Source organism: Bradyrhizobium japonicum USDA 6 (assembly GCF_000284375.1).
GTDB lineage: Bacteria > Pseudomonadota > Alphaproteobacteria > Rhizobiales > Xanthobacteraceae > Bradyrhizobium > Bradyrhizobium japonicum.
In genome coordinates, this window is the sequence record NC_017249.1 from 6,227,399 (window position 1) to 6,250,000 (window position 22,602).

A 22,602-nucleotide genomic window follows, 5' to 3' on the forward strand; every position below is an offset into this window, starting at 1 on the left:
TTTGGCGATCGAGGTGTCTTAGTTGTTCGCCGGCGTGAACTTGTCGAAGAAGATGCGGTCCGACTCGACATCGCTCATCTGCAACACCGGCGTCAGCGCCTCGATCATTGGCGATGGTCCACAGGCATAGACGTCAACGTCTTCACCATAGTCCGCGCCGCGAAGGTGCTCTCCGACTGCCTCATGCACGAAGCCCTTTGCCCCGCCCCAGGCCGTGTCATCGGCCGCATGGGAGAGAACCGGAACGAAGGTGAACTCAGGATGCTTGGCGGCGAGCTCCGCGAAATGCTCGAGATAGAAGAGATCGTTCTGCGTCCTGGCTCCGTAGAAGAAGCGCACCGGACGCACTTCCCCGGAGCTGATGTGGTCATGCAGGATGGACCACAGTGGCGACATTCCGGATCCGCCGCCGACCAGGATCATGGCTCCAGTTTTGTTTTCTCGTCGGAAGCAGGTCCCGTAGGGTCCTTTGATTGCGACCTCGGTTCCGACGGCGAGATCTCCGTCGAGTCGTGAGGAGAAGCGACCGTTGGGGTACTTCTTGATGATGAACGCGAGTTTTTGGCTTTCGCCCGGCGAATTTGCCATGGAAAACGAGCGCGTAATCGCCTCTGGTCCCGGGAGCGTGATGTCGACATATTGACCCGCCCAGAACTTCAGAGGTTGCGCCAGTGTGATTTCGAGGCGGCGGATGTCATGGGTCAGCGCAGAGACGCTCGTAACAGTCCCCGTGAAATCCTTGACCGGGATCGATTTCGACAGCACCTCCTCGTCATAGTTGAGCAGCTCCACTTCAAGGTCCGAGTAGGCCAGCGTTCGGCACAGCAGGATGTAGTCCTGGCCACGTTCCATCTCGTTGAGCGCGAAAGTCGAGTATTTCTTCAGCTCGACATCGCCTTCGGTCAGGACACACTTGCAGGCCGAGCACTGCCCCTCCTTGCATCCATGCGGCAACGCGATGCCCTGACGGAAAGCGGCGTCGAGAACGGTTTCGTTCTCCTCGACCTCGAACTCTATGCCCACCGGTTGCAGGCGAACGACATTGGCGGGCGCGCCCATAGGGGCCTCCTCAAACGAACGCTTTCATATCTTCCGGGGAGCGATCGGGAAGGAGCCGGCCGCAGCCGGCCCCTTCCGTCTCACTCAGTTGCAGGGATTGATGGTAAATCCCTTGCGATACTCGGCGAGATGCTTCTCGCGGTCGGCCGGGCTCATCTCCCGCAGCGTCTCTAGCGGGCTCTTGAGGATGTGGCCGCGGACATCGTCGAGCGTCCACATTTCCTTCTGGTCGAAGCGCAGGTGCGGCTGCGCGACCAGGGTCTTGCCGTCCGTGCGCACGAAGCCGAGATCCTTGATGGCGTCGGCAATATCCACATTGTGGTAGACGCTTTCCCACTCGCGACGGCCGCTGAACCGCCCCATCGCCGGGGTCGGACGACCCTGGTACTCGCCGGCAAAGGCTTCGACGGCCGTCCACCGATCGAGCTCATGGGCGAAGGTGTGGAGCTTGCCATCGATCTCGTCGGTGACCATATCCTCACGGATGAGGCATGGAACCAGGCACGACCAGCAACGATGCGGATAGACGTAGCCGACGTCACTGTTGAACAGGATGTTGGTTTGGCCGCGATGCGACAGCTTCTCGTACCATTTCCAGAACTCGCCGAACTGCGCATACCAGCCCGGATACTTGTGCTCGAACCACTCGAAGTCCTTTTCGGTCTGCGCCTCGATGCGCCAGAAGTTCGCCGACCAGCCGACCGCGAAGAACTGCGCGACCTTGTGGACATAGTGCTTCTCGGTCAACCGCTTCCAGGCGGTCTGAACATCGTCATGATGGATCTTGATGCCGTACTTCTCGAGCGGCAGCATATAGGTCCGGTAATAGTCCTCGAAGATCCAGCGGTGCCACATCTCCGCGTAGGACTCCTTGTTCTTGTCGCGGTTCGTGGTGCCGTATTCGATGAACGTCCCGATCGCCGCGTCGACGATGGCATGGTTCTGCCAGAAGGCATAGCGCATGTCGCGCTCGAGCAGCAGGTGGTTCTCCGGCTCCTTCAGCATCGACATCAGCATCGAGTGGCCGTTGCCGATATGGCGGCTCTCGTCCGACTGAACCGAAAGGAACACGGTCGGCAACGCATAGTCGCCGTTGCGCGCCGCCTCCGACGGCATGGCGACGAACAGCGTGTTGGTGAACGCCGTCTCGGCGACCACGGTCAGGTAGACGTTCGCCGACGTGATGGCGTCACCGGTGATGAAGCCTTCGCCGAACTGGCGACCGATGGTGGTGGCGTAGCACTTGCCGAACGCCTCCTCCGTGATGTCGAAGCCGGCCGGGTCGATGTAGTTCTCCATGTACCATTTCTTCAGGTTCATCTGGATCGTCGAGTGACGGAACTCGTCGACCATCTGCATCGTGAAACCGGTGCGGAGATCCTCGCCGGGTGCCAAGCGGCCGACCATCGCCATCGAACGTGCCGCAGAAATTTCCGGGAACGGGATGATCGCCAGGAACAGCTTCATCCACTCGACCCAGCGTGGCTCGACGTTGCGGAACATGTCCCCGCGAAGCGCGGCATCGAGGGCACCGTAGACGCGATTGTCCTTTTCCTCCTGCATCGGGAAATAGGAGCGAAGGACCTGCTTCATCGGATCCTTCGGCGCCTTCGTGATCTTGTAGTCGGTGGGGAAGGTCATCGCTTCCTGGACGTAGGACGGATTCCATCCGAGATCTGCAATCTTCTTTGCAGCCTCACCGACGGAAATGCCGCGCTGGGCGGTGATCTTGTTGAGTGTTAGCGTTCCAGACATCTCGTCTTTCCTCCTGATCGGGTCAGAAACCACATCGATATTCCGCCTGCCTGGACCTCCGCGGACCGAGCAGTGCTTACCCGTGCGTTACGGGCCACCTCGCGACCGTTTGCACGGCCGGACGTTTGATATCGGCAAGGGTCTCAGGATGACTGTGGAACGCCTCGGGGATGATCAGGAGCGGCCTTCGGACCTAGCCGTCTTCCGATCGCAATTGAGTCACCCCGCGCAAGGTTCGCCCTCAGCTTGACATCCCCTTCCCTCGTTCTTTTCGCGGCTCGCCCCGGACGGAGCAGTCAGCGTTGTTGTGCTGAACAGCTTTGCAATGGGCGTGCCAGCGCGCTCTCGCCTCGCTAGATCGATTTCTGACTGCCGGAGATGAGGATCAGCGCGGACGGAGACGTCGCGGCCCGCAGTTGGCGACTTGCGGAAATGCAAACTGCGACAAGAGTTGCAAAATGAGAATCGGCGCAACGCGGAGACCGCCACTTTGCAGCGCAATGATTGCGCTGCAGCAGTGCCGGAAATTGCCCCGGGCAACGGTTTGCGCGCGTTCGGAATCCAGCGCGGTCCACTCGATGCGACAGGCCTCTTTCGCGTTGAGGGCGGCGCATGCCGAGACTCGTGCGTTGCCCGCCCACTCGGACTAGCGATAGTCCTCGAAACTGGCCGACCGTTTTGATTGACGAGCCTTTTCGATCCAGCGCTCGGTGTACTGGGCGTAGCAGTCATGATCGCAGAAAGGGAGCCCGGTACTGAATTCTCTCAGATAGTGTGCGCGTATCGGCTCGCAGCAAGACATGCAGAACGTCTTCAGCCACGGTGTTCTGCCATTGACGAGGACGAACCTCATGCGGTGTTCCTAAGCGATCTATCGATCTGAGACCGACAACGATGCAAATTGAGACGACGGCACACTATGAGAATCCGGAAATCAGACCATTCCTCCACGTTGCGGTGTTTGCACTGCGATATGGGCTTGTGTGGAACCGATCTGATTGAACTGCTGCAGCGCGCGGCCTGCAGAAGATCCCGCGCGGATTGGGCTTCGGTGACGGTGCCCGAAGCCTCCGCACTGGCATGACGATGGCCGGCCGCTCGATCCATCGCGAGCAAATGCATGCTCGCGATGGATGACGCAGGCACGGTTCAAGGGATCAAGACGGCCCGTCCATGAATTTTTCCGGCATTGAGATCGTGCAACGCCTCGTTGGCGTCCGCAAGCCGATACTCCGCCGTGGCTAATTGAACCAGACCTCGATCCGCAAGGGCCATCAGCTCGGTCAACTCGGCCCATGTGCCGACCAGATTGCCGATAATGTTCTTCTCGGTAATCACCATGTCGACGGTCGGCACCCGGATGTCCTCGCCGTAGCCAACGACGTAGTAGCTACCCATCGGGCGGGTCATTGCCAGGCCCTTCGAGGTCGTGCCCTTCTCGCCGACGAAATCGATCACCGCTTCCGCACCGTTTCCAGCGGTCATGGCGAGAACGGCTGCCAATTCGTTGCCGTCAGCCTTCACGAGGTGATCGGCGCCCGATTTTTCAGCCAGTTTCAGCGATGCTTCGGACTTGTCGACGACAATAATGTCGGCCGCACACATCGCTTTGAGGCACTGGATTCCGATGTGGCCCAACCCGCCCGCACCGATAACCACGCAGAATTCGCCCGGCAAAAGGTGACGCGTGGCTTTCTTGGCAGCGCGATACGCAGTGAGGCCCGCGTCCGCGTACGGCGCGACTTCCTTTGGCGCGAGAGTCCGCGGCAGCGGGACAATGTTGCGCTCAGAGGTGCAAAGGAATTCTGCATAGCCGCCGTTGCAGTCGAGGCCTGGAAATGTGCCAGGACCATGCATGTCGAAGCCTCGGCGACAGGCAAGGCAGGTGCCACCGGTGATCTTCGGATGGACGATCACGGGATCACCCTTCTTCAATCCCTCGACTTCCTTGCCAACCTCTTCGATCCACCCTGCATTTTCGTGCCCCATGATGAGGGGAAGCAGTTTTTCACCGGTCGGATCCATGTGCGGCTTCCACACGCCTTCGATGATATGAAGATCGGTTCGGCATACGCCCGCACCACCAATGCGGACGATGACGTCCGTTGATTTCGTCAACTTCGGATCAGGTACCTTCTCTTCCCTGACCCACTGGTCCCCGGAAAGCTTCTCGTCATAGGCTCTCAATACTTGGGCTCTCATCATTTCCTCCGTCTCCCCCGGCGAACTTCGGTGCGCCATCGGCGATTTCAGCCTCAGCATTTTTTGTGCCAGCAGATTTGTGTCGCGGCGCCAACAGCCACTGTTGGACAGCCCTGCTGCGGCGCAGCGGGAAAATGATAGATCACCGCGCTGAAACAGCCCGATACTACCAGGCACGGATCAGCGTCATCTAAAGTCCTCCACCATTGGGAGGATCGATGGTCACGCTAGGCACGACAAAAAGGAGAGCTGCTGGACTTTGCTGCGCATCGCTTGCCGCGCAAGGAACTTAACTGGACGGCCAAACCGGTCCACTCGATGATCCGCGTGGCCCATGAGGCGCGATCTCGACTTCTACTGACGCGCCTTCGATCTCGAGATCGCCGACCATCTGAGTGTGCCAATTTCGCCCTGATCTATTTGCGTCACCGTCCTCTCCTTTCGAACTGGAGCTGACAGTCATCGCAAGGAGCCGTATGCGCTCGGCGACAGCTACGGACATTGGCCATGGCGGTCGAGGATCTCCACGCCGAGCATGCCCGCTTCGCGCGCGAGAAGCTTGCCCGGACCGCTTCGCGACTTCAGACATGACAGCAATACGCTGGCGCGCTTCGTGTTCGTCGCCGATCCGGACGGCTACAATATCGAGGTAATCCAGCGCGGCGGACGTCTTAACTGATCAAAAGCCGGTGCACACATCGTGCACACGTCCCCTTCCAACTATTTGAAATAGTAAACTCTCGTTCCGATCCATCATCGGGGCGACGGAAAATTTCCATCGTAAGTCATTCACTTTGTTGAATCTATTTGGCCCCGATCGACCGTCTATGTGATTGGACTAACTGAAGAATTTGGTTTGATCAAGCTTCTGCAGATTGCCTGTACCAGGACCAAATATGTCAGGAATGGAAGCAAAAATCGGATTTTCGGATTCCGAGCGCGCTCACTGAGTTTCGACTAGACGCGGAGCGCATCGGCTGGCTCGAGCGCTGCAGCGCGCGAGGCGGGATACACTCCGGAGAGAAGACCGATCACGCCGCCGACAACAGGCGCGAGCAGAGGAGCGAGCGGATCGAGCACCGGTGTCCAGACCTGGTATGCCGAGACGCCGACGACGATCATAACGCCGATGCTGGATCCAAGCAGTCCGCCCACAATCCCCATGGACGCGCTCTCAACAAGGAACTGTGCCGCGATGTGCCGGCGCGTCGCGCCAACGGCGCGGCGCAGTCCGATCTCCGCCGTTCGCTCCATCACGCCCACCAGCGTAATATTTGCAATCCCGAGCGCGCCGACCACCAGCGACAGGCCGCCCAGCAGCAGGAACATGACATTGAGGTCGGTCTGCACGTCATCGCGCACGCGTCGCGGCTCCTGCGGCAATTGCACCCGAAGCGTGCGTGGGTCGTCCGGCCGCAGAGCAGCTCGCGCCTGTAGCGCGATCAGGGTGGCGGCGCCGATCTTCGTCTCCACGACAACGAGGCCGGGCCCGAAAAGGCCAAAGTACCGTCGCGCCGTGCCCTCAGGAATGATGACCGAGCCGAGCAGTTCGGGCTTTCTCACGACATCGCGAAGGATACCTATCACGAGGTAGAGTTCATCGCCGACATAGATCGCGGGCAGCCGCTCGACCCCGCCGATGCCTAGGCGGCGCGCGGCATCGGGACCAAGCACCGCGACGCGGTCGGCGCGGACAGAGTGCCCGTCATCCAGAAACCGTCCAGAGGCGAGTTCGCCGCGCACGGCGCGGAGCAGATCGGGCGAGGCAGCGCGCACCGCCAGCCTGATGGCTGTCTGGTTTGCCGGATCCACGACCGGCGACGCGCTGACGAGCGCGTCGTGGACATTGACGTCGCTCAGCAGGCCCGCGGCTACCACACCGTTAAGCCGAACGAGCCGTTCCGGCGCGTCCCAGGGAATTGCACGCGGATCAATCGTGCCGGTGGCGCCGCCCGGCCGTGCCGAGATGAAGAGTTCTGTGGCTGCGAGTTGATCGAACTGGCTGATGATGCGATTGCCGGCGGTTCGGGTGAGACCGACGGTTGCGACCAAAGCCGACATGCCGATCACGATGCCAAGCACCGTAAGCGCCATGCGGGCCGGCCGCGCGATCGCCCCGGCGATCGACTCGGTGATAAGGTCGCGCGTCGTGATCCCTGAAGCCGCGAAGCGCTTCTTGGATGGGGTTGATAGCGCGGGCTCGCCTCCGCCAAGGAGTTCGCCATCCTTCATATTGACCCGCCGCGAGGCGCGGGCCGCCACGTTTTCGTCGTGCGTGACGACGACGATCGTCATTCCCTCCTTGTTTAGCTCGGTGAAGAAGTCCAGGATCGACTCGGTGTTCTTGGAATCGAGATTACCTGTCGGTTCATCGCACAGCAGCAGGCTCGGTGAACCCATCAGAGCCCGGGCGATCGCCACCCGCTGCCGTTCGCCGCCTGACAATTTGGAAGGTAGAAACTCCGCCCGATGAGCGAGGCCAACGCGGCGAATTTCCGCCAGCGCTCGCTCGCGCCGCCCCTGTCCGGTCCGGCGGCGGTAGACTTCCGCCAGCATGACATTCTCGAGGACGGTGCGATATGGCAGGAGATGAAACGACTGGAAGATGAATCCGATGCGCCGGCTGCGCAGCCCGGCCCGCTCATTCTCGCTCAACTTCGTTGTTTCTACGCCATCAAGAAGGAACTCTCCGCTGGTTGGCCGGTCAAGACAACCCAGCATATTCAAAAGTGTCGATTTCCCCGAGCCGGATGGCCCAGTGATCGACAGCCATTCACCGCGCCGCACCACGAGATCGACGTCAACCAACGCGTTAACGGCGGGGTCGGTCCCGAATTGCCTGCACACCTTACGCAGGTCGAGCACATGATTGGGATCGGCGGCAACCGCTTCGACCGGCAACTCTCGACGTATGGTTGCGGTAGGCGTCATTTCATCGCCGTCGGCTCCGCCGTCTTGTAGCCTACCACCACCATCTGGCCGGGCGCGAGCCGCTCGTCGGACGCGTTAACCTCGACATAGCCACCCGTTGAAAGCCCTGGTTGCACGGTGACGTATTCCTGGCGGCCACTGCGATCGACCAGCACGCGTGACGTGCCGTCGGCGGCGAGCGATACTGCGCTCGTCGGCACTGCGATAACCGGGCCCTTGGTGGTTTCGATCGGGATTGAAAGGCGAACGGAAAAACCTGCCAGAGGTACCGGCGTAGCCTCCACCTTGACGCCGAGATAGAAGTGGTAGCCATCCACGCCGCGCGTGCCTGGCGTGTTCGCCACCGTCTCGACGATACCATTCGCCTTGATGCCAAGCGCCTGCTCATCGACGGCGACTTTCATTCCTGGCTTCACCAGCGGCGCGGCCTCGATCGCCAGTTGCGAGTCGATGCTGAGCTCGTTGTCCGTCACGCTCATCACCGGCCCGGTCGCATTGCCGGCAACGGAAGCGGTCACCTCGTGAACGCGGATCGGCAACGACGGGATGAACACAACCTCGTCCGCCGGCACCTGGACGCCGAGCTTTGCCCTCGCCGCCGCGAGTTCGCGATCCAGACGCTCGTATCGCTCGGTTGCAACCTTGACGTCGAATTCGGCGAGCGTCTGTTGTTCCTGCGCCGCGCGCACGCTGCGCTCGCCTTCCAGGCTCGCCGCTTTCACGGCCCCCTCGGCGGCCTTGATCCGCTCGTCGGTTAGGCTGGCTTCGCGCGTCGCATTATCAATCGCAAGCGCGGCTTCCACCCGTGCCTTGCGTTGCGCGCTTCGCGCCACTCTCAGCTTGGCCTCGGCTGCCGCCTTGGTCATCTCCGTCTGGCGCGGGTCGAGGACGACCAATGCGCGGTCGGCCATCTGCGTCTTGATGTCGGCATCGGCGAGGGCTGCGGAATATGTGCCCCGCGCACGCTCGGTTTCCACCACGAGGGATCTGCCCGTTCGTGCGTCTGCCAGCTGCCGGCCGGTGCCGAAACGCATGGCACTATCGATCCTGGCCTGGCGAATGTTCTGCTCCGCGATCGCGCGCGCGGCGGCGACCGCCTTGATGGCCGTGTCGCGCGCGGTCTCGGCAGCGAGCCGGCTTCTCGCGGCATCCGACCAGTCTCGCTCCAGCGTGACGACTGCGGCGCGCTGTTCGCGTGTTGGTCCGAACGCATCCCAGCCGGCCTTTTGATACATGCGCTCAACCGCAAGGGACGTCTTTTGGTCGTAGTTTCCGTCGACTGGTCCCGGATCGAAGCCAAGTCGGGCCAACGCCTCCTCGAGCTGCTGCACGTCGCTCCCGCTCGTTCCCGGCGAAATGTCGCGGAAGGCCGGCGCGGCGCCACGCAGGACAAAGACCGGACGGCCAGACGCTGACATGATCACGTCGCCTTCCTTGAACTGCGCATTTGGCCGCGGCAGCGACGAGATCAGCCCAGCCCCGCCCTTGACGGTCGAAGGCGCAATTGAAATTGGCAGCGGAAGGCCGAAGCGAACGGTCCCGCGCGTGACGACATCGGAACTCAGAACACGCGATTCGACGGGCACAAGGATCGGGGATGGCTCAGGCGGCGCGGTGCGCGCCGCCATCTCTGCCGGCGATTGGATCCTGGAGCCCATGTACCAGGCGCCAAGCGCCGTGCCGCCGACAAGCCCCAGGATGCCCCAGAGAACATTTACCCGGCTCGCGACCATGCCCAATCCTCCCAACTATTTCTTGGGGTCGCACCGGCCATGCTCGCTCGAGCAATACGCTGGCCTTCGCTGCGATTCCCGGCCACGGGAGAAGAATACCCGCAGCAACCGGCCCGGGAAAGACCGACAAATTGATGTAACGATCGATCTCATTGGACTTTCCGGGAGAACATTTCCTCCTGGATCCGCTCCTCGACCGGCTTCAACACCTCCTCCGACATTTTGAAGGCCTTAGCCGCCACACTTCGCTCGAAATCTTGTAGTTTTCGCAAAGCGGCCTTCTGGTCCGCTGACATCTTGTCAACCAGGAGCTTGCCGCCCTCGGTTAGTGCGTTGAGCCGGTTGCGCAGGTCGGGCTCAATTTCGTCGGGGTGGCCATATTCAAAACCGATCTTCTTCATCTCGCGCTGCCAATAGCCAAGTGCGGCCTTCATGCGCGAATCCTTGTTGATGAGTGCGTCCTGGGGATTGTAGTGGCTCGCCTTCAGTTGATCAGGTTTAAACGTTTGGGCAACAGCCTTGCGTGTGCAGCCGCCGGTACGCGACATGTCTTCGATCTCGAGAGCGACCGCGAAGGTGCTGGATGTGTCGTCCCCGAACAAAGCGCGATTGTAGGCGGCCTGATCCGCCGGTGAAAGTTTACGGAAAATCTGCACATTGCGTTCGCCGAGACCGACGCGGGCGGGACTGTAGCCGGTCGACAATTGAGGCGGCAGACCGGTGTAGAAGGTGGATACGCCAAATCCATAGCGATTGACGAACTCCTCCTCGCTGAGGCCGGGAAGGCTCTTGTCCGCCGACATGCCAGCTCGCACCGTGTCGACATCGGCAGCAATGTACTTGAAGCCCTGCTCGCTCATGCAGCGCGCGATGAGTTCCTCGGTCTTCTCGATTGCCTGAACCAGCTCGCGTGGCGACAGCCCGAATTCCTCGGTGCCAAGGCCCTTCGGTGCTTCCGCCGCGGCCGCCATCACTGGAGCGAAAAGAATGGTGAACAGTCCCGTGCAGATTGCTCTCTTCATGGCATTACCTCGTCGAATAATCCTGGCAGGATCGCGGCCGCATCTCTCTGCAACCACCAGGAAGGGTGGGCGCGCGATCCACGATTTCGTCACTCAGGAGTGAAGACTCGTGGATCGCAGTCGAAAGGCGATCCATTCAGATCGCCTTCGTGCCATTGCTTCCTCAGTCCGTTCCAACGATATTTCCCGACTCGATGTCGACGAAGACGTCCTTCTCACCCTGGTTCGGGGTCTGGATCTCCACCACGTAGACATTCTTGCCTTTCTTTCGCTCGATCTTCACCTCGGTGACCTTGCCAGGTATCCGCTCGAGCGCGATCTTCGTTGCCTCCGCTCCGGTGACCTTCGCCACGGGCGGCGTATACTTTAGGGGCTTGTCGCGCAGCGTCCCGACGCTTGAAACGTCTGAGGCTGGATTTTCCTTCGGCAGCGCGTTGGAAGCGATGAGCTTGCCGTCGGAGGTGTCGAACACCACCCCAACCACCGGACACCAGATCTTGTCGGTGATGTCGTGCAATTCGCGCAGACCCTGCTCGCGAACCCGGACACAGTTCTTGAAGGTCCCAGCCGGTACCGTCATTTCGATGCCGGCTTCCATGTTCTCGGATCCGCCAGAGTTCACGCGGCCTCCGTCGAATAGATAGCGGCCGCCGATCGTGAACGTGCCGGGCATCAACAAGCCCGGTTCGGCAATGCTGTCGCCGTCGAATTCACCTGCCCGCCAAGTGCCGGCGAAAACCGGCTTGCCTTCCTCGTTGATCTCCCAGCTCACCTCGCCGAAGGCATAAACGCTGTTGGTCGTCTTATCGACGGCGAACCAGTTGAGCGCGCGCTGCGTCAGGACCCCATCGAGATATTCCTCTTCCTGCACGACCGCGGTCTTGAATTTTCCAATGCCGGGAATGTCGAAATCCTCGGTGTCATTGAGGACCACGGTTTCCTTGCGATACTTGCCGTCGGGATGATCGGGCCGCTCATGCACATGCTTGTGGCCCGGCACGATCGGGTAATAAAGCGGGTTGATCCCCTGCGGGACGATATTCTCGCCCTTCAGATTCCAATCCCTCAGTGACGAATAATCCTTGGCATGGCTCCAGCGCGGCGAATCCTTGATCTCACCCGCGACTGCAGCGCCGCCGAGCGTGAACCCGACCGCCGTCAGAAAGGTGACCGCCATGAGTGCGGCACGCCACCTGATTAGCCGACCAGATGGACGGCCTTCCATTTTCATCTGTCGATTAGAACTCTTCATCTCGAACATCGCACGGCCCTCCAGTTGCGGGCGGCGGTCTGGCGAAGCGTCGCCCAAGGTTGCGGAAGTCTTAAACTTCACGTGGCTGACCGACAGAAAGCGCTGGTGCTCCGCCGCGAACGATCTTCCTCATGCGGTCTCCCAACTCCATCGGCCTGTCTCCACGTCAGTCCGTTGTGTCAGTCCGTTCCAACGACCTCCCCGGTCTGGGTATCGACGAAGACGTCGACCTCGCCACTACCGGTCTGGATCTCGACGACGTAAACGTTCCTGCCCCGCTTCTTCTCGATCGTCACGTCGGTGACTTTTCCGGGTACTCGCTCAATCGCGATCCTCTTGGCGTCAGCAATCGAAACCTTGGCCGCCGCCGACTTTTGCTTCGCGGGTTTGTCGCGCAGCTTCCCAATGCTTGAAACGTTGGAGGCCGGATTGCTGGACGGCAGCGCGTTGGAGATGACGAGCTTGCCGTCGGACGTATCGCTCACGAGGCCGACGTCCGGACACCAGATCTCGTCGTTGATGTCCTTCAGGTCGATCAAGTCCTGCTCGCGAACTCGGACGCAGCCCTTGAACGTCCCGGCAGGGACCGTGGCCTGGAGGCCTTCTTCCATGTTCTCGGCGCCACCATAGGACGTGCTCTTGCTGCCGGCGTGAATGTAGCGCTCGCCGACCTTGAAGGTGCCCGGCATCAACAGGCCCGGTTCAGCGACGCCGTCACCGTCGGGGTCGCCGGCCCGCCACGTGCCCGTAAAGCTCGGCTTGCCGTCCTCGATTTTCCAGCTCACTTCGCCGAACGAGAGAACGTTGTTGGTGGCCTTGTCGAGGGCGATCCAGTTGAGCGTGCGCTGAGTCAGGGCGCCGTCGAGATACTCCTCTTCCTGCACCACCGCCGTCTTGAATTTGCCGATGTCCCGAATATCGAAATCCTCCGTGGTGTTCAGCACCACGGTTTCCTTGCGATATCTGCCATCCGGGTGATCGCGCCGCTCCAGCGCATGTTTGTGGCCCGGCGTGATCGGGTAATAGAGCGGGTTGGAGCCGTGCGGGACGATCTGTTCGCCTTTCAAATTCCAATCCTTCAGCGAGGAGAAGTCGCTGCCCTTGGTCCAGCGCGGCGCGTCCTTGATTTCGGCCGCCGCATACGCGCCGCTGCCCGCGATACATCCGGCCGCGGTCAGGACGACAGCTGCCGTAAGCGCGGCACGCAACCGGAAGAACGGGCCGAGCCGCCAATCCACTGGCTTCGCTTTTATGTCCACCATTGCAATGCCCTCAGGTATGGACGGAGGATCCGGCCGCCGCCCGGGATTGCGCAAGCTGGACCTTAAGACATGGCCGGTTGGCCTCAGGCCGATCTGACGATGACGGGATGCGTTCGTTCATCGCTCCCTCGCGGTGGAGAATTCGGTTTCGATAAAGGAGCGGTTGCCATCTTTCGCGACCGTACCGATCGCGAGCGTGTAAGCCTGGCCGGCGCGCAGGAATCCCTTGGGTACCGCGAAGGTTTTGGTCGAAGCCGGCACCAGCGCCCGGATTTCGTAAGGCGAACCGTCTTGCTCGATAACGATGACGCACGACTCGATCCCTTTCGGCACAGACCAACGCACGGTCAAGTCAGCGGCGGAAACATCCGTTTGGCCTGACCGTGGATATTCGAACATGGCGGGTTCCGGAAAAGCGTGACTCAGTCGCGCCTCGCCACGCAGGCGTACGCCCTTGTTCGTGCTGCCTTCAAAACGGTACGCGCCCGCCGGGAAGTCGGCCTTGACGATGCGGTCATCCGCGGGTTCCGGGGATTCGATCGTCAGCTTGCGAATCCCAAGTTTGGAGTCGGGAGTCTTGAGATCGATCACCGTTCGCTCGCCGGGCGCCGATACCCTCAGCGCCGTGAGCCCTTCACTGGCGCCTGTCACCTCGAACTTGATCTCAGCGTCCCTGTCTTGCACGTTGCGCTCGAGATAGACGGAGACCTGTTCGAACTGCCCGTCCTCGGTCGCGGACGTCGCCATCGGAAGAGCCATGGTTGCCAATGCCACAACCGAAGCGAGCCAGCCGTCGTGACGCTGCTTGATCTTCACGTCGCCCTCCCCTGATATGCTCCTACGGCTTCTGGACCTGTCGGCCCGACCGTTCCGCGCCCGAAACGGAGATAAAGGGCAGGCAAAATGAACAAGTTGAGCAGCGTCGATGTCACAAGGCCGCCCATGATGACCACGGCCATCGGATACTCGATCTCGTGGCCGGGTAAATTGCCGAAAATGATCAGCGGCAGGATCGCAAGTCCGGCGGCCCCTGTTGTCATCAGGATCGGACGCAACCGCTCGTTCGCCCCGCGAAGCACGAGGTCCATGCCGAACGCCGCTCCCTCATAGCGTTCCAGATGCTGGAAGTGATTGATCATGATGATCCCGTTGCGTGCGGCAATGCCCAGGACGGTCAGGAAGCCGATCAACGAGCCGAGGGAAACGATTCCGCCTGCTAGCCACGCCGCCAGGATACCGCCCACCAGCGCCGAGGGAAGCGTGAGGAAGCTGAGCGTTGCCAGCCGCCAGCTGCCAAAAGTCTGCTGCAGAAGCACGAATATGACCGCGAGCGCCAGCACGCCAAGCATTTCGAGCCGCGCGCGGGCGGCGCGCAGTTCCTGATATTCGCCCTGCAGCACAGAGTAGTAGCCGAGCGGGAATGACAACTTATCCAGACGCGACTGCACATCCTGGGCGACCGCGGCGAGATCTCGGCCCCGGACATTCGCCTCCACGTCAATCCGGCGAGAGCTTGCCTCGCGTCGGATGACATTTGGCGTTGGCTGAATGTCGACGTTGGCTACTTCCGCCAGCCGCACGCGCTGGCCTGTGGGCGTGTCGATCTGCATCCGGCGGACAGAGTCAACGCTGCGACGGAATTCCGGCGGGGTCCACACCTGAACGTCATAGGTGCGTCCTTCGAGAAAGATGTCGCCGACTTCCTCTCCGGCCATCAGGGTCGCAGAGGCGCGGCGGGCGTCGCCCGGCTTCAGGCCGTAACGCTGAGCCTCTTCCAATTTCAGCGTGACCTGTATGTGCGGCACCTCGACGATCAGCTCCTTGTGCAGGTTGACGAGGTTGGGAACATCGGCGAGTGCCGCGCGGACCTCCTCCGCCTTGTTCCTGAGGACGTCGAGATCCGGGCCGAAGATGCGGACGACGATCGCCTCGCCGGTGCCGGTCAGGACTTCGCGAATGCGCTCCTTCAGATAGGTCTGCACATCGCGGTAGAGGCCCGGATAACCCTCCACCATTTCGTCGATCTTGGCGTGCGTCTTTTCGTAGTCGCCATCCTTGCTGATGCTGATCCAGTTCTCCCCGAAATTCACGCCGACGACCTCGTCGGCGGCGAAGGCCTGACCGATATGGGCGCCGAAATTGCGTACCCCGGGAATGGCGCGCAGCTCCTTGCTTGCCCGGGTCGTGATGCGCAACATCTCAGGCAGCGAAGTATCGGGCGAAGTGACCCAGTGCATCAGAAAATCGCGTTCCTTGAACGACGGCAGCAGTGAGTGCCCGAGCAACGGCCAGACGGCAATTCCCGCCAGTGTCACGGCGCCGACGGTGATGAAGGCCGGACGCGGCGTTCGGGTGACACGCTCGAGCAACGGCGGATAGTGTCGCCGCAGCCAGACGATGAGCGGCGATTCGCGCCCCTCAAGCCGCGCGTTGTCCAGCAAGATCAGGCATAGCGCCGGCGTCACTGTCATCGCCACGATGAGCGACGCCGCGATCGCAAGTACATAAGCTCCAATCAACGGCTTGAAAAACGATCCGGTCAGGCCCTGCATAAACAACACGGGTACCACGGCGGCGACCACTATGAGGGTCGCGGAGACGATCGGCGCGCGAACTTCGAGGGACGCGTCCAGAACAATGCGCGCCGTGCTTCGCGTATCCCCCGCCTGCCGCGCGAGACGCAGGCGTCGCATGATGTTCTCGACATCGAGGATCGCGTCATCGACGACGATTCCCAGCGCGATCACGAAGCCGGCCAGCGTCATTGTGTTGACGGTCGCGCCCGACATGAACAGGACCAGTGCGGCTGCGAGCAGCGACAGCGGAATCGCGACGATGCAGACGATCGCGGTGCGCCACTCGTAGAGGAAGATGACGATAATTCCCGTAACCAGCAGGCAACTCAGCAACAGTGCCCGTGACAGATTGTCGATGGAGTCCTCGACGAAGGTTGCCGGTCGAAAGATTGTCGTATCGATCTCAACCCCCGGAAGACCCGGCTTCATTTTCTCCAGCGCATCCTCCACCCCGCGGGTAACCGCAAGCGTATTTCCCCAGGGGAATTTTTCGACGATGAGCATCAGTCCCGGGCCATCGTTGATGACGGCATCACCGATCATACCCTGCGGTGCATAGACAAGGTCTGCCACCTCATTCAGCAACAGCGGCTTGCCGTCCTTGGTCGTCACCGGCACCTTGGAGAGCGTCTCGGGTGTCACGCCAGACGCGGCAAAGATCAGTTGAAAGCGCTGATTGGGTGTTTCGACGAAGCCGCCGGTGCCGATATGCGCGCCGCGGGAATAGCGCAAGAGACCGACGTCAAGGGCATCGGAAACCGCCTCCTGCACCTGATCCAGCGTGATATCCGCCGCCGCCATCTTGTTCGGGTCCACCATGACCTGGAGCATCTTGAGCTGCTCGCCCCAGATCGCGACGTTCGCAACTCCGGGGACGCCGAGCAACCGCTGCCGGATGGTCCAATAGGCGAGCATCGACAGGTCCATAACGGACTTGTCTTGCGAGGTGATGCCGATCTTCATGATCCGACTCGTCGAGGACAATGGCGGCATCATGAAGGGCGGCGCCGCCCACGTCGGGAGGGCCTTGGACGCGAGCGCCATGCGCTCACTGACCAGTTGACGTGCGCGGATGCTGTCGACGCCGGATTTGAAGATCAGGAGGATCGACGACAGCTGCCCCACCGACTTTGAACGCATCACATCAATGTCCGGAACGCCGTTCAGCGCGTTTTCCAGCGGCACGGTGACAAGTTGCTCGACTTCGGCGGATGAGAGCCCAAGGCAGATTGTCTGGATCTCGACGCGTGGCGGCGCAAATTCCGGAAACACATCTACCGGCACGTCCTTAAGGCGCGCCAAACCGAACCAGGTCAGCACCACGCCGAGGGCGAGGACCAGATAACGAAAGCGCAGACTCGATGCTATGACCAGCTTCATCATCGCAAGACATCCCCCTCAGGCCTCAGCCGTCATGGAGACAACCAACCTAATGACCTACCTTCACCTCTGTCCCGAACACCTGCGGTACCCCTGCGGCGAGCACTTTCGTGCCGACCGGCGGCCCGTCGCTCAGGTACACATTGTCGCCCTTGATCGTGTCGATCTCGACCGGTCCGCGCACGAAGCTGAGCGGCTCGGCGCTGATATAGACCCACGTCTTTCCCGAGAGGTCGTAAAGAACCGATGCATAGGGGACGATGAGCCGCCCCGAGGGGTCCGCGCGCACCTCGTCGATCAGAATACCAAGCCGTTCCGCCGCCTTCGGCGTTAGCGTTATCTTCTTGATCTTAGCGTCGGCTGTGGCTTCCACTCGCGCAGGCGCGTTGCCAGTCGTTTCCGCGGCCAGAGCTGAGACACAGGACGTCGCGAGGACTGCGGCAGACATCGCCGCCGCCAAAGTACCGAAGTGGGCCATGACACGTTTGTCCTTCCTGATCGCAATTGAAAGGAGCCGCTCGGTGATCATGACGCGGTCTCCATCTCAAGATCGATGCGGTCGTTGATCCAGCCGGCTGCAAACCGTACGTAGAGCGCTGGAAGCATTAGCAACGTTCCAAGCGTAGCGGTGACAACGCCACCCAAGACGACGACCGCGAGTGGGTGGGCGATCTCGAGTCCCGCGACGTCGCCCATGACTGCGAACGGAAGCACTAGGGCGAGCGTCGCGATCGATGATGTCATGACGCTCGGGAACTGCTCCCGAACTCCTCGACGCACTAGCGCTGCACCGAACGGCTCGCCCTCGTTCAATTGCAGATGCTGAAAATGGGCGACGAGACCGACACCCTGTCGGACCGTCAACGCAAGCACCGCCGCCAGGCCCATCAACGAGCCGAGCGAGAGGGTACCCTCCTCGGTAACCGGGATCGCCGCCAGACCACCCAGCACCGCGATCGGGACACCAAGCAGCGACAACGCCGTGAGTTTCCAGCTACGGAGCACTGCCTGCATGAGCAGGAACATCACGATCGCCGCGGCCACCACGTAAGCGTATATCGACCGCAGGGTGGCACCCTGTTCCTTGTATTCGCCCAGTACCTCGGCCCGATGTTCGAACGGGAAAGCAACCTGCTTGACTGTCCTGGCGACGTCCTCTGCCACATCGCCGAGCGCCCGCTCATCCACTTTTGCCAGCACGTCGATGCGGCGCGAGGCTCCCTGGCGGCGGATAATGCTGGTCGTTGGCGTGACCCGGACGTCCGCCACCTGGGCGAGGCGAGCCTGAGACCCGTTCTCACTGATGATCATCAGATTCCGGATGTCTTCGATGTTGTCGCGCAACTCCGGGCGTCCCCAGACGACCACGTCGAAAACCTTCTGTTCCTCGAACAGCGCGCCGACGGTGATGCCACCGACCAGTGCGGATGTCGCCCTGCGGACGTCACCGGGCTTCAAGCCGAAATCAGCCGCTCGGTCGACATCGACCTTGACCTCGATCGCGGGTTCCTCGACCTGCAGTTCGACTCGGGCGTTTTCGATGCCGTGGATCTTCGCGATGGCCGCGCGGATCTCCTCGGCCTTGGTGCGAATGACATCGAGGCTCTTGCCGTAGACGCGCACGGTGATGGAATCCGGATCGCCGGTAAGCGCCTCACGCAACTTGGTCGACAGGTATGTCCCGACCTGCCCGCGCATGCCGGGATAGGCGGTGATGGCGGCTTCCACGGCATCGACCACGGTTTCATAGTGCGCCTTGGGATCGATATTGACCCACACTTGCCCCGTATTCACGTCGGTTGCGTGCTCGCAGTTGCAAAGCAGCGCGCGTCCGAGATTGGCGTGCGCATTCTGCACGCCCGGAATCTGCTTGAGGTCCTGGATCAAGCCCTCGGTCGAGCGCATCATCGCTTGGAGCGAGGTGCCAGGCGGCCCTTGCCACTCGATAAGAAGATCAGTCTCCTTGAAGCTTGGCACCATGTTGCGTTCGAGGGGAGTCACGATCGCAAAGCAAGCGATCGCTGCCGCAACGGCGACGCCGACGCTGGCGATCGGCCAGCGGGTGACGGGGCCGCCCACCCGATCAAGAATTCCGGCCCATTGATCGATCGGCCTATCGCCCCTCGCATTCTGCCCGACATTGACGAGAAGGAACGCGGCCAGCGCAGGGGTCAGGATCAGTGCCACTAACATCGAGACGGACACGGCGGCGATATAGGCCCACGCCATCGGTGCAAAGAATGCCGCCGACCGGCTCTGCATGAACAAGACAGGAAGCACCGCGAGCACGACGATCAATGACGCATAGACCATCGGCCGACGCGTTTCGAGCATCGCTCGGGCGAGGACGAAGAAGCCAGATTGTCCGTCGCGAGGCGCGCGCAGCCGGCGCAGCAGATTGTCGGAATCAAGAATGCCGTCATGGACCACCACGCCGGAGGCCATCAAGAGCCCGCCGATGACCATCATGCTGAGCGAAATCCCCACGGCCTGCAGCAGCAGCACGGCCGAAACGAACGACAACGAAATCGCGGCCAGGGCGACAGCGGCCGCCCTCCAGCTGCCCATCAGGAGGCCAAGCACGACCGCGACCAAGACGACCGAAATGGTTGCGGCGGTGCTCAGGTTACGCGTCGCACGTTCGATGAAGCTCGCGGGATGATAGATCGCCGTGTTGATCTCGATGCCGGGGAGCCCTGGCTTCAGTTCGTCGAGCGCGCGCTCGACGCCGCGCGTCACGTCCGATGTGTTGAAACCGGGGAACTTCTCGATGGCCAGCATCAGGCCCGGCCCATCGCCGATGATGGCATCGCCGATCAGCGCCTGATGCCCTTCAGCAAGAAGGGCAACATCGCCAACGCGCACCGTCGTGCCGCTCAACGGCACCTTGGCGAAGGTGCCTACGGTGGAGATCGGCAGCTGGTGGCGAATGCTGAGTCGCTGGTTCGGTGTTTCGATGAAGCCGCCAGTGCCCGGCGTGGATGAGTTCAGGTAGGTCAGCGGCGAGGACCACACCGCTTCCCCCGTGGTCTTGATCACCTGCTCCAGCTTGACACCCTTCTTCAGCAGGTTTCGGCCATCTACAAGCACCTGCACCTGCCGCTCGCGCTGCCCCCAGATCGAAACGTTCGCGACTCCAGGAACGCCGGCGAGCCGCGGAGCGATGTTCCAGCGCGCTTGAATGGACATGTCGATCGGCGAGACGGATTTCGAGCTCAGGCCGATATTCATCACTCGGCTGGTTGAGGACACCGGCTGCAGCATGACCGGCGGGCTGGAGACGTTCGGCAGAGCGTGTGCCTGCGTCAGTCGTTCCTGCACCATCTGGCGCGCCTTCATCAGATCGGTGCCGGGCGCGAAGATCATTTCGATCGTCGAGAGTCCCGCCATCGATTCCGATTGGATGACCTGAAGCCAGGGGACACCGTTGAGCAGGTCCGCTTCCAGCGGCACGGTAATCAACGATTCAACCTCGGCGCTAGAGAGGCCAAGCGATTCCGTCTTCACAGTGAGCGAGGGCAGAGCAAGTTCGGGGATGACGTCTAGCCGCTTGTCCTTGATGCCGATTGCTCCGAGGATCAGCAGACCGACAGCGACAGCCACAACAAGAGTACGCAATCGCACGCCAGAGGAAATGAGCCACAACATTCTCGCCCCCTCTCCTGACCTCTGATTGAAATCTAACTACGATTGCAAAATGCCTTCGCGACTGCTGAATGTTTTCTGGCTGCCATCGCATTCACAGGGAATCGCAGTCGTCTTCCCCGGCGGGTTCCTTTGACCATCGCGAGCCGCAGCTCGTTTTGGACGGACCGAACAATTTTCGCGTACGCTGCTAGATTACTGCCTTTATATGATTAGTTCCCGTGAGACATTTTGACACTGTACTTTTGGACAGGTCCAACCGCTTGGGTCAACGGATGCTACCCAATTAGGTTACACACCATTACCCAAATTGCTGTCTTCCTCGAAGTTCGTGACAACTTCACATTGAACGATCGCATTTTCGGGACGGGACTACGCGGCACTTCGCTTGATCCGTTCGCTTGTGCTCAAGTCGCTCATCGTCAGGGTGACTTCCGCTCGGTGCCGTTGAACGACATCCGTTAACTTCTTCTTCTCTTGTCTGGTGTCGACTTGACGGACATAACACTCGCTGAGAGAATTTGGCGGTGTGCACGAAATTGTTGTGAGCGAGTTGGTCCGGCTGTTTTAGAGAATACAGCCTAGGATAGTGAGCCGCACATGACCTCGAGCAAGCGAGATGGGTTCGTTGCCGCATTCGGACAGCGATGGCGCGCAACAGGGATCGGGGCCGCAGGGTCAACGGTGGGCGGCCGGCGACCATGCACCGTGTGCCGGTTGATCGTTAGCGCTACGCCGGCATTGTTCAGCCTTGGCTTGTTTGTCCCCTCTGCCTCTGCCGCTGCCGAGAACGATGAAATCGCAGTTCTTCGCCGCATGCTCGGGGAGCTAAAGGCGGAGAACCGCAAGCTTTCTCAGCGTCTCGGTGCGCTGGAGAGCGCAACCGCGCCGCGGCATAAGACGCCTCCAGCAGCGCATGAGCGTCCGGCCCCTGCTGCAGTTGCGGCGACACCGGCTGCGACTGCGACTGCGACAAAGCCTGCACCGCCAGCTGAGGCATCGGCCGGCGTGCTGCCCACTCCGGATCTGTCTGAAGCCGGGGCGAACAGACCACTCGCAGCGCGCGTGACGGATCTGGAGATCGCTTGGGCGGCACAGGAGAACGCAACACGACAGATTATCGGCGACACGCTCAAGAAGACGGGCCCGCAGATCAACAGCTTCCTTGCCCTGAGCGGGGTCATCGAAGGGCTCGCCTCGCGCACAAACGACTTCACCGGTCCAACCAGGGAAAACCTGGCTCTGGGGACGGCCGAACTCGACTTCGATATCAAGCTGAGCGACTGGGTAACTGGTGCTGTCGTTCTCCATTTTGACAACGGCAGCGGCGCGATATTTCCGACCGGGAACAGCCCCGTTTTCACCGGCATCCCCGGCACAGGGGTAGATCGCTTCACGCTTGATCGGACTCACATCCTGGTCGGCGATCTCATGCAATTCCCGATCGCCGCGCGCTTCGGCGTAGAGACTTTGCATTTCGGCACGTCTACCGGCGTGGCGCGCCTGGATACGCTTTCGATCGGCACTCCGCTGACGACCGAAGTGTTCGAAAACCGCCAGACCGCAGGAGGGCTGGAATTCGCCTGGCCAACCCCGCCGCTGCAGCCGCTGCCGGCGCCCGTCGTCGTTCCCAAGGTTAATCCGCTGGTCGTTGCACCAGCGGTGCAACAAATCGCGCGCTGGCTGGGCTACGTCCCGCCGCCGCAGAGGGCGTTCCGACCGCTACCGGTACGACCTCCGCTGGAGCCTGCACCGTTCTACGGCTCAGTCGTGGCCTACCGGGGC

At 61.2% G+C, this 22,602-nt stretch carries 13 protein-coding genes and 1 pseudogene (1 of these 14 running past the window's edge); 2 read left to right on the plus strand and 12 right to left on the minus strand.

The window, feature by feature from the left end; translation table 11 throughout:
* Nucleotides 1–18: 18 nt before the first annotated feature.
* The 3 genes from BJ6T_RS29615 to BJ6T_RS29625 all read right to left on the minus strand — a co-directional run bounded on the left by BJ6T_RS29615 (nt 19) and on the right by BJ6T_RS29625 (nt 5,016).
* On the minus strand, nt 19–1,059 hold the full coding sequence (locus BJ6T_RS29615; RefSeq protein ID WP_014496232.1) for a 2Fe-2S iron-sulfur cluster-binding protein: 1,041 nt from the start codon (nt 1,057–1,059) through the stop codon (nt 19–21).
* An 84-nt stretch (nt 1,060–1,143) separates the two neighbouring features.
* On the minus strand, nt 1,144–2,814 hold the full coding sequence (locus BJ6T_RS29620) for an aromatic/alkene/methane monooxygenase hydroxylase/oxygenase subunit alpha (protein WP_014496233.1): 1,671 nt from the start codon (nt 2,812–2,814) through the stop codon (nt 1,144–1,146).
* Nucleotides 2,815–3,963: 1,149 nt separating this feature from the next.
* Nucleotides 3,964–5,016 (minus strand): NAD(P)-dependent alcohol dehydrogenase, encoded by a 1,053-nt coding sequence (locus BJ6T_RS29625; protein WP_014496234.1) that lies wholly within the window; start codon nt 5,014–5,016, stop codon nt 3,964–3,966.
* A gap of 318 nt (nt 5,017–5,334) precedes the next feature.
* Between BJ6T_RS29625 and BJ6T_RS49440 the strand changes: the two are divergent.
* A pseudogene (locus BJ6T_RS49440) lies at nt 5,335–5,695 on the plus strand (VOC family protein).
* Nucleotides 5,696–5,973: 278 nt separating this feature from the next.
* Here the strand turns inward: BJ6T_RS49440 and BJ6T_RS29635 are convergent.
* From BJ6T_RS29635 to BJ6T_RS29680, 9 genes are all read right to left on the minus strand, one after another.
* Nucleotides 5,974–7,947 (minus strand): ABC transporter ATP-binding protein/permease, encoded by a 1,974-nt coding sequence (locus BJ6T_RS29635; RefSeq protein ID WP_080588516.1) that lies wholly within the window; start codon nt 7,945–7,947, stop codon nt 5,974–5,976.
* The gene (locus tag BJ6T_RS29645; RefSeq protein WP_160321081.1) at nt 7,944–9,575 is read right to left on the minus strand and encodes a peptidoglycan-binding protein; all 1,632 of its coding nucleotides are present in this window, start codon (nt 9,573–9,575) and stop codon (nt 7,944–7,946) included. Before BJ6T_RS29645 ends, BJ6T_RS29635 begins: the two co-directional genes overlap by 4 nt.
* A 254-nt stretch (nt 9,576–9,829) precedes the next feature.
* Nucleotides 9,830–10,702: a hypothetical protein gene (locus tag BJ6T_RS29650; protein ID WP_014496238.1), complete on the minus strand. Its 873-nt coding sequence runs from the start codon at nt 10,700–10,702 to the stop codon at nt 9,830–9,832.
* Between the two features lie 163 nt (nt 10,703–10,865).
* The gene (locus tag BJ6T_RS29655) at nt 10,866–11,963 is read right to left on the minus strand and encodes a PepSY domain-containing protein (protein ID WP_225895025.1); all 1,098 of its coding nucleotides are present in this window, start codon (nt 11,961–11,963) and stop codon (nt 10,866–10,868) included.
* 170 nt (nt 11,964–12,133) lie between these two features.
* Nucleotides 12,134–13,216, minus strand: coding sequence for a PepSY domain-containing protein (locus BJ6T_RS29660; protein ID WP_014496240.1), 1,083 nt, complete (start codon nt 13,214–13,216; stop codon nt 12,134–12,136).
* Nucleotides 13,217–13,333: 117 nt separating this feature from the next.
* A complete protein-coding gene (locus BJ6T_RS29665) occupies nt 13,334–14,032 on the minus strand; it encodes a hypothetical protein (protein WP_014496241.1) in 699 nt (232 codons plus the stop codon).
* Nucleotides 14,029–17,175, minus strand: a complete 3,147-nt coding sequence (locus BJ6T_RS29670) for an efflux RND transporter permease subunit (RefSeq protein ID WP_014496242.1) — start codon at nt 17,173–17,175, stop codon at nt 14,029–14,031. The genes BJ6T_RS29665 and BJ6T_RS29670 overlap by 4 nt, the downstream gene beginning before the upstream one ends.
* A gap of 46 nt (nt 17,176–17,221) precedes the next feature.
* A complete protein-coding gene (locus BJ6T_RS42720) occupies nt 17,222–17,701 on the minus strand; it encodes a hypothetical protein (RefSeq protein ID WP_014496243.1) in 480 nt (159 codons plus the stop codon).
* Entirely contained in the window at nt 17,698–20,820 is a 3,123-nt protein-coding gene (locus tag BJ6T_RS29680; protein WP_043900260.1) for an efflux RND transporter permease subunit, read from the minus strand. Before BJ6T_RS29680 ends, BJ6T_RS42720 begins: the two co-directional genes overlap by 4 nt.
* A gap of 1,062 nt (nt 20,821–21,882) precedes the next feature.
* Here BJ6T_RS29680 and BJ6T_RS29685 point away from each other — a divergent pair.
* Nucleotides 21,883–22,602: the 5' portion of a hypothetical protein gene (locus BJ6T_RS29685; RefSeq protein WP_028169827.1), read on the plus strand. Its footprint extends 660 nt past the window's final position; 720 of the gene's 1,380 nt are visible here — the first part of the coding sequence; it begins with the start codon at nt 21,883–21,885; the stop codon falls past the right edge of the window.

Excerpts from the sequence above, each read along its gene's own strand:
- BJ6T_RS29680 (WP_043900260.1), bottom strand. The coding sequence starts at position 20,820 with ATGTTGTGGCTCATTTCCTCTGGCGTGCGATTGCGTACTCTTGTTGTG.
- BJ6T_RS29660 (WP_014496240.1), bottom strand. The coding sequence starts at position 13,216 with ATGGTGGACATAAAAGCGAAGCCAGTGGATTGGCGGCTCGGCCCGTTC.
- BJ6T_RS29620 (WP_014496233.1), bottom strand. The coding sequence starts at position 2,814 with ATGTCTGGAACGCTAACACTCAACAAGATCACCGCCCAGCGCGGCATT.
- BJ6T_RS29615 (WP_014496232.1), bottom strand. The coding sequence starts at position 1,059 with ATGGGCGCGCCCGCCAATGTCGTTCGCCTGCAACCGGTGGGCATAGAG.
- BJ6T_RS29625 (WP_014496234.1), bottom strand. The coding sequence starts at position 5,016 with ATGAGAGCCCAAGTATTGAGAGCCTATGACGAGAAGCTTTCCGGGGAC.
- BJ6T_RS29670 (WP_014496242.1), bottom strand. The coding sequence starts at position 17,175 with ATGATGAAGCTGGTCATAGCATCGAGTCTGCGCTTTCGTTATCTGGTC.
- BJ6T_RS29655 (WP_225895025.1), bottom strand. The coding sequence starts at position 11,963 with ATGTTCGAGATGAAGAGTTCTAATCGACAGATGAAAATGGAAGGCCGT.
- BJ6T_RS29635 (WP_080588516.1), bottom strand. The coding sequence starts at position 7,947 with ATGACGCCTACCGCAACCATACGTCGAGAGTTGCCGGTCGAAGCGGTT.
- BJ6T_RS29645 (WP_160321081.1), bottom strand. The coding sequence starts at position 9,575 with ATGGCGGCGCGCACCGCGCCGCCTGAGCCATCCCCGATCCTTGTGCCC.
- BJ6T_RS42720 (WP_014496243.1), bottom strand. The coding sequence starts at position 17,701 with ATGATCACCGAGCGGCTCCTTTCAATTGCGATCAGGAAGGACAAACGT.
- BJ6T_RS29650 (WP_014496238.1), bottom strand. The coding sequence starts at position 10,702 with ATGAAGAGAGCAATCTGCACGGGACTGTTCACCATTCTTTTCGCTCCA.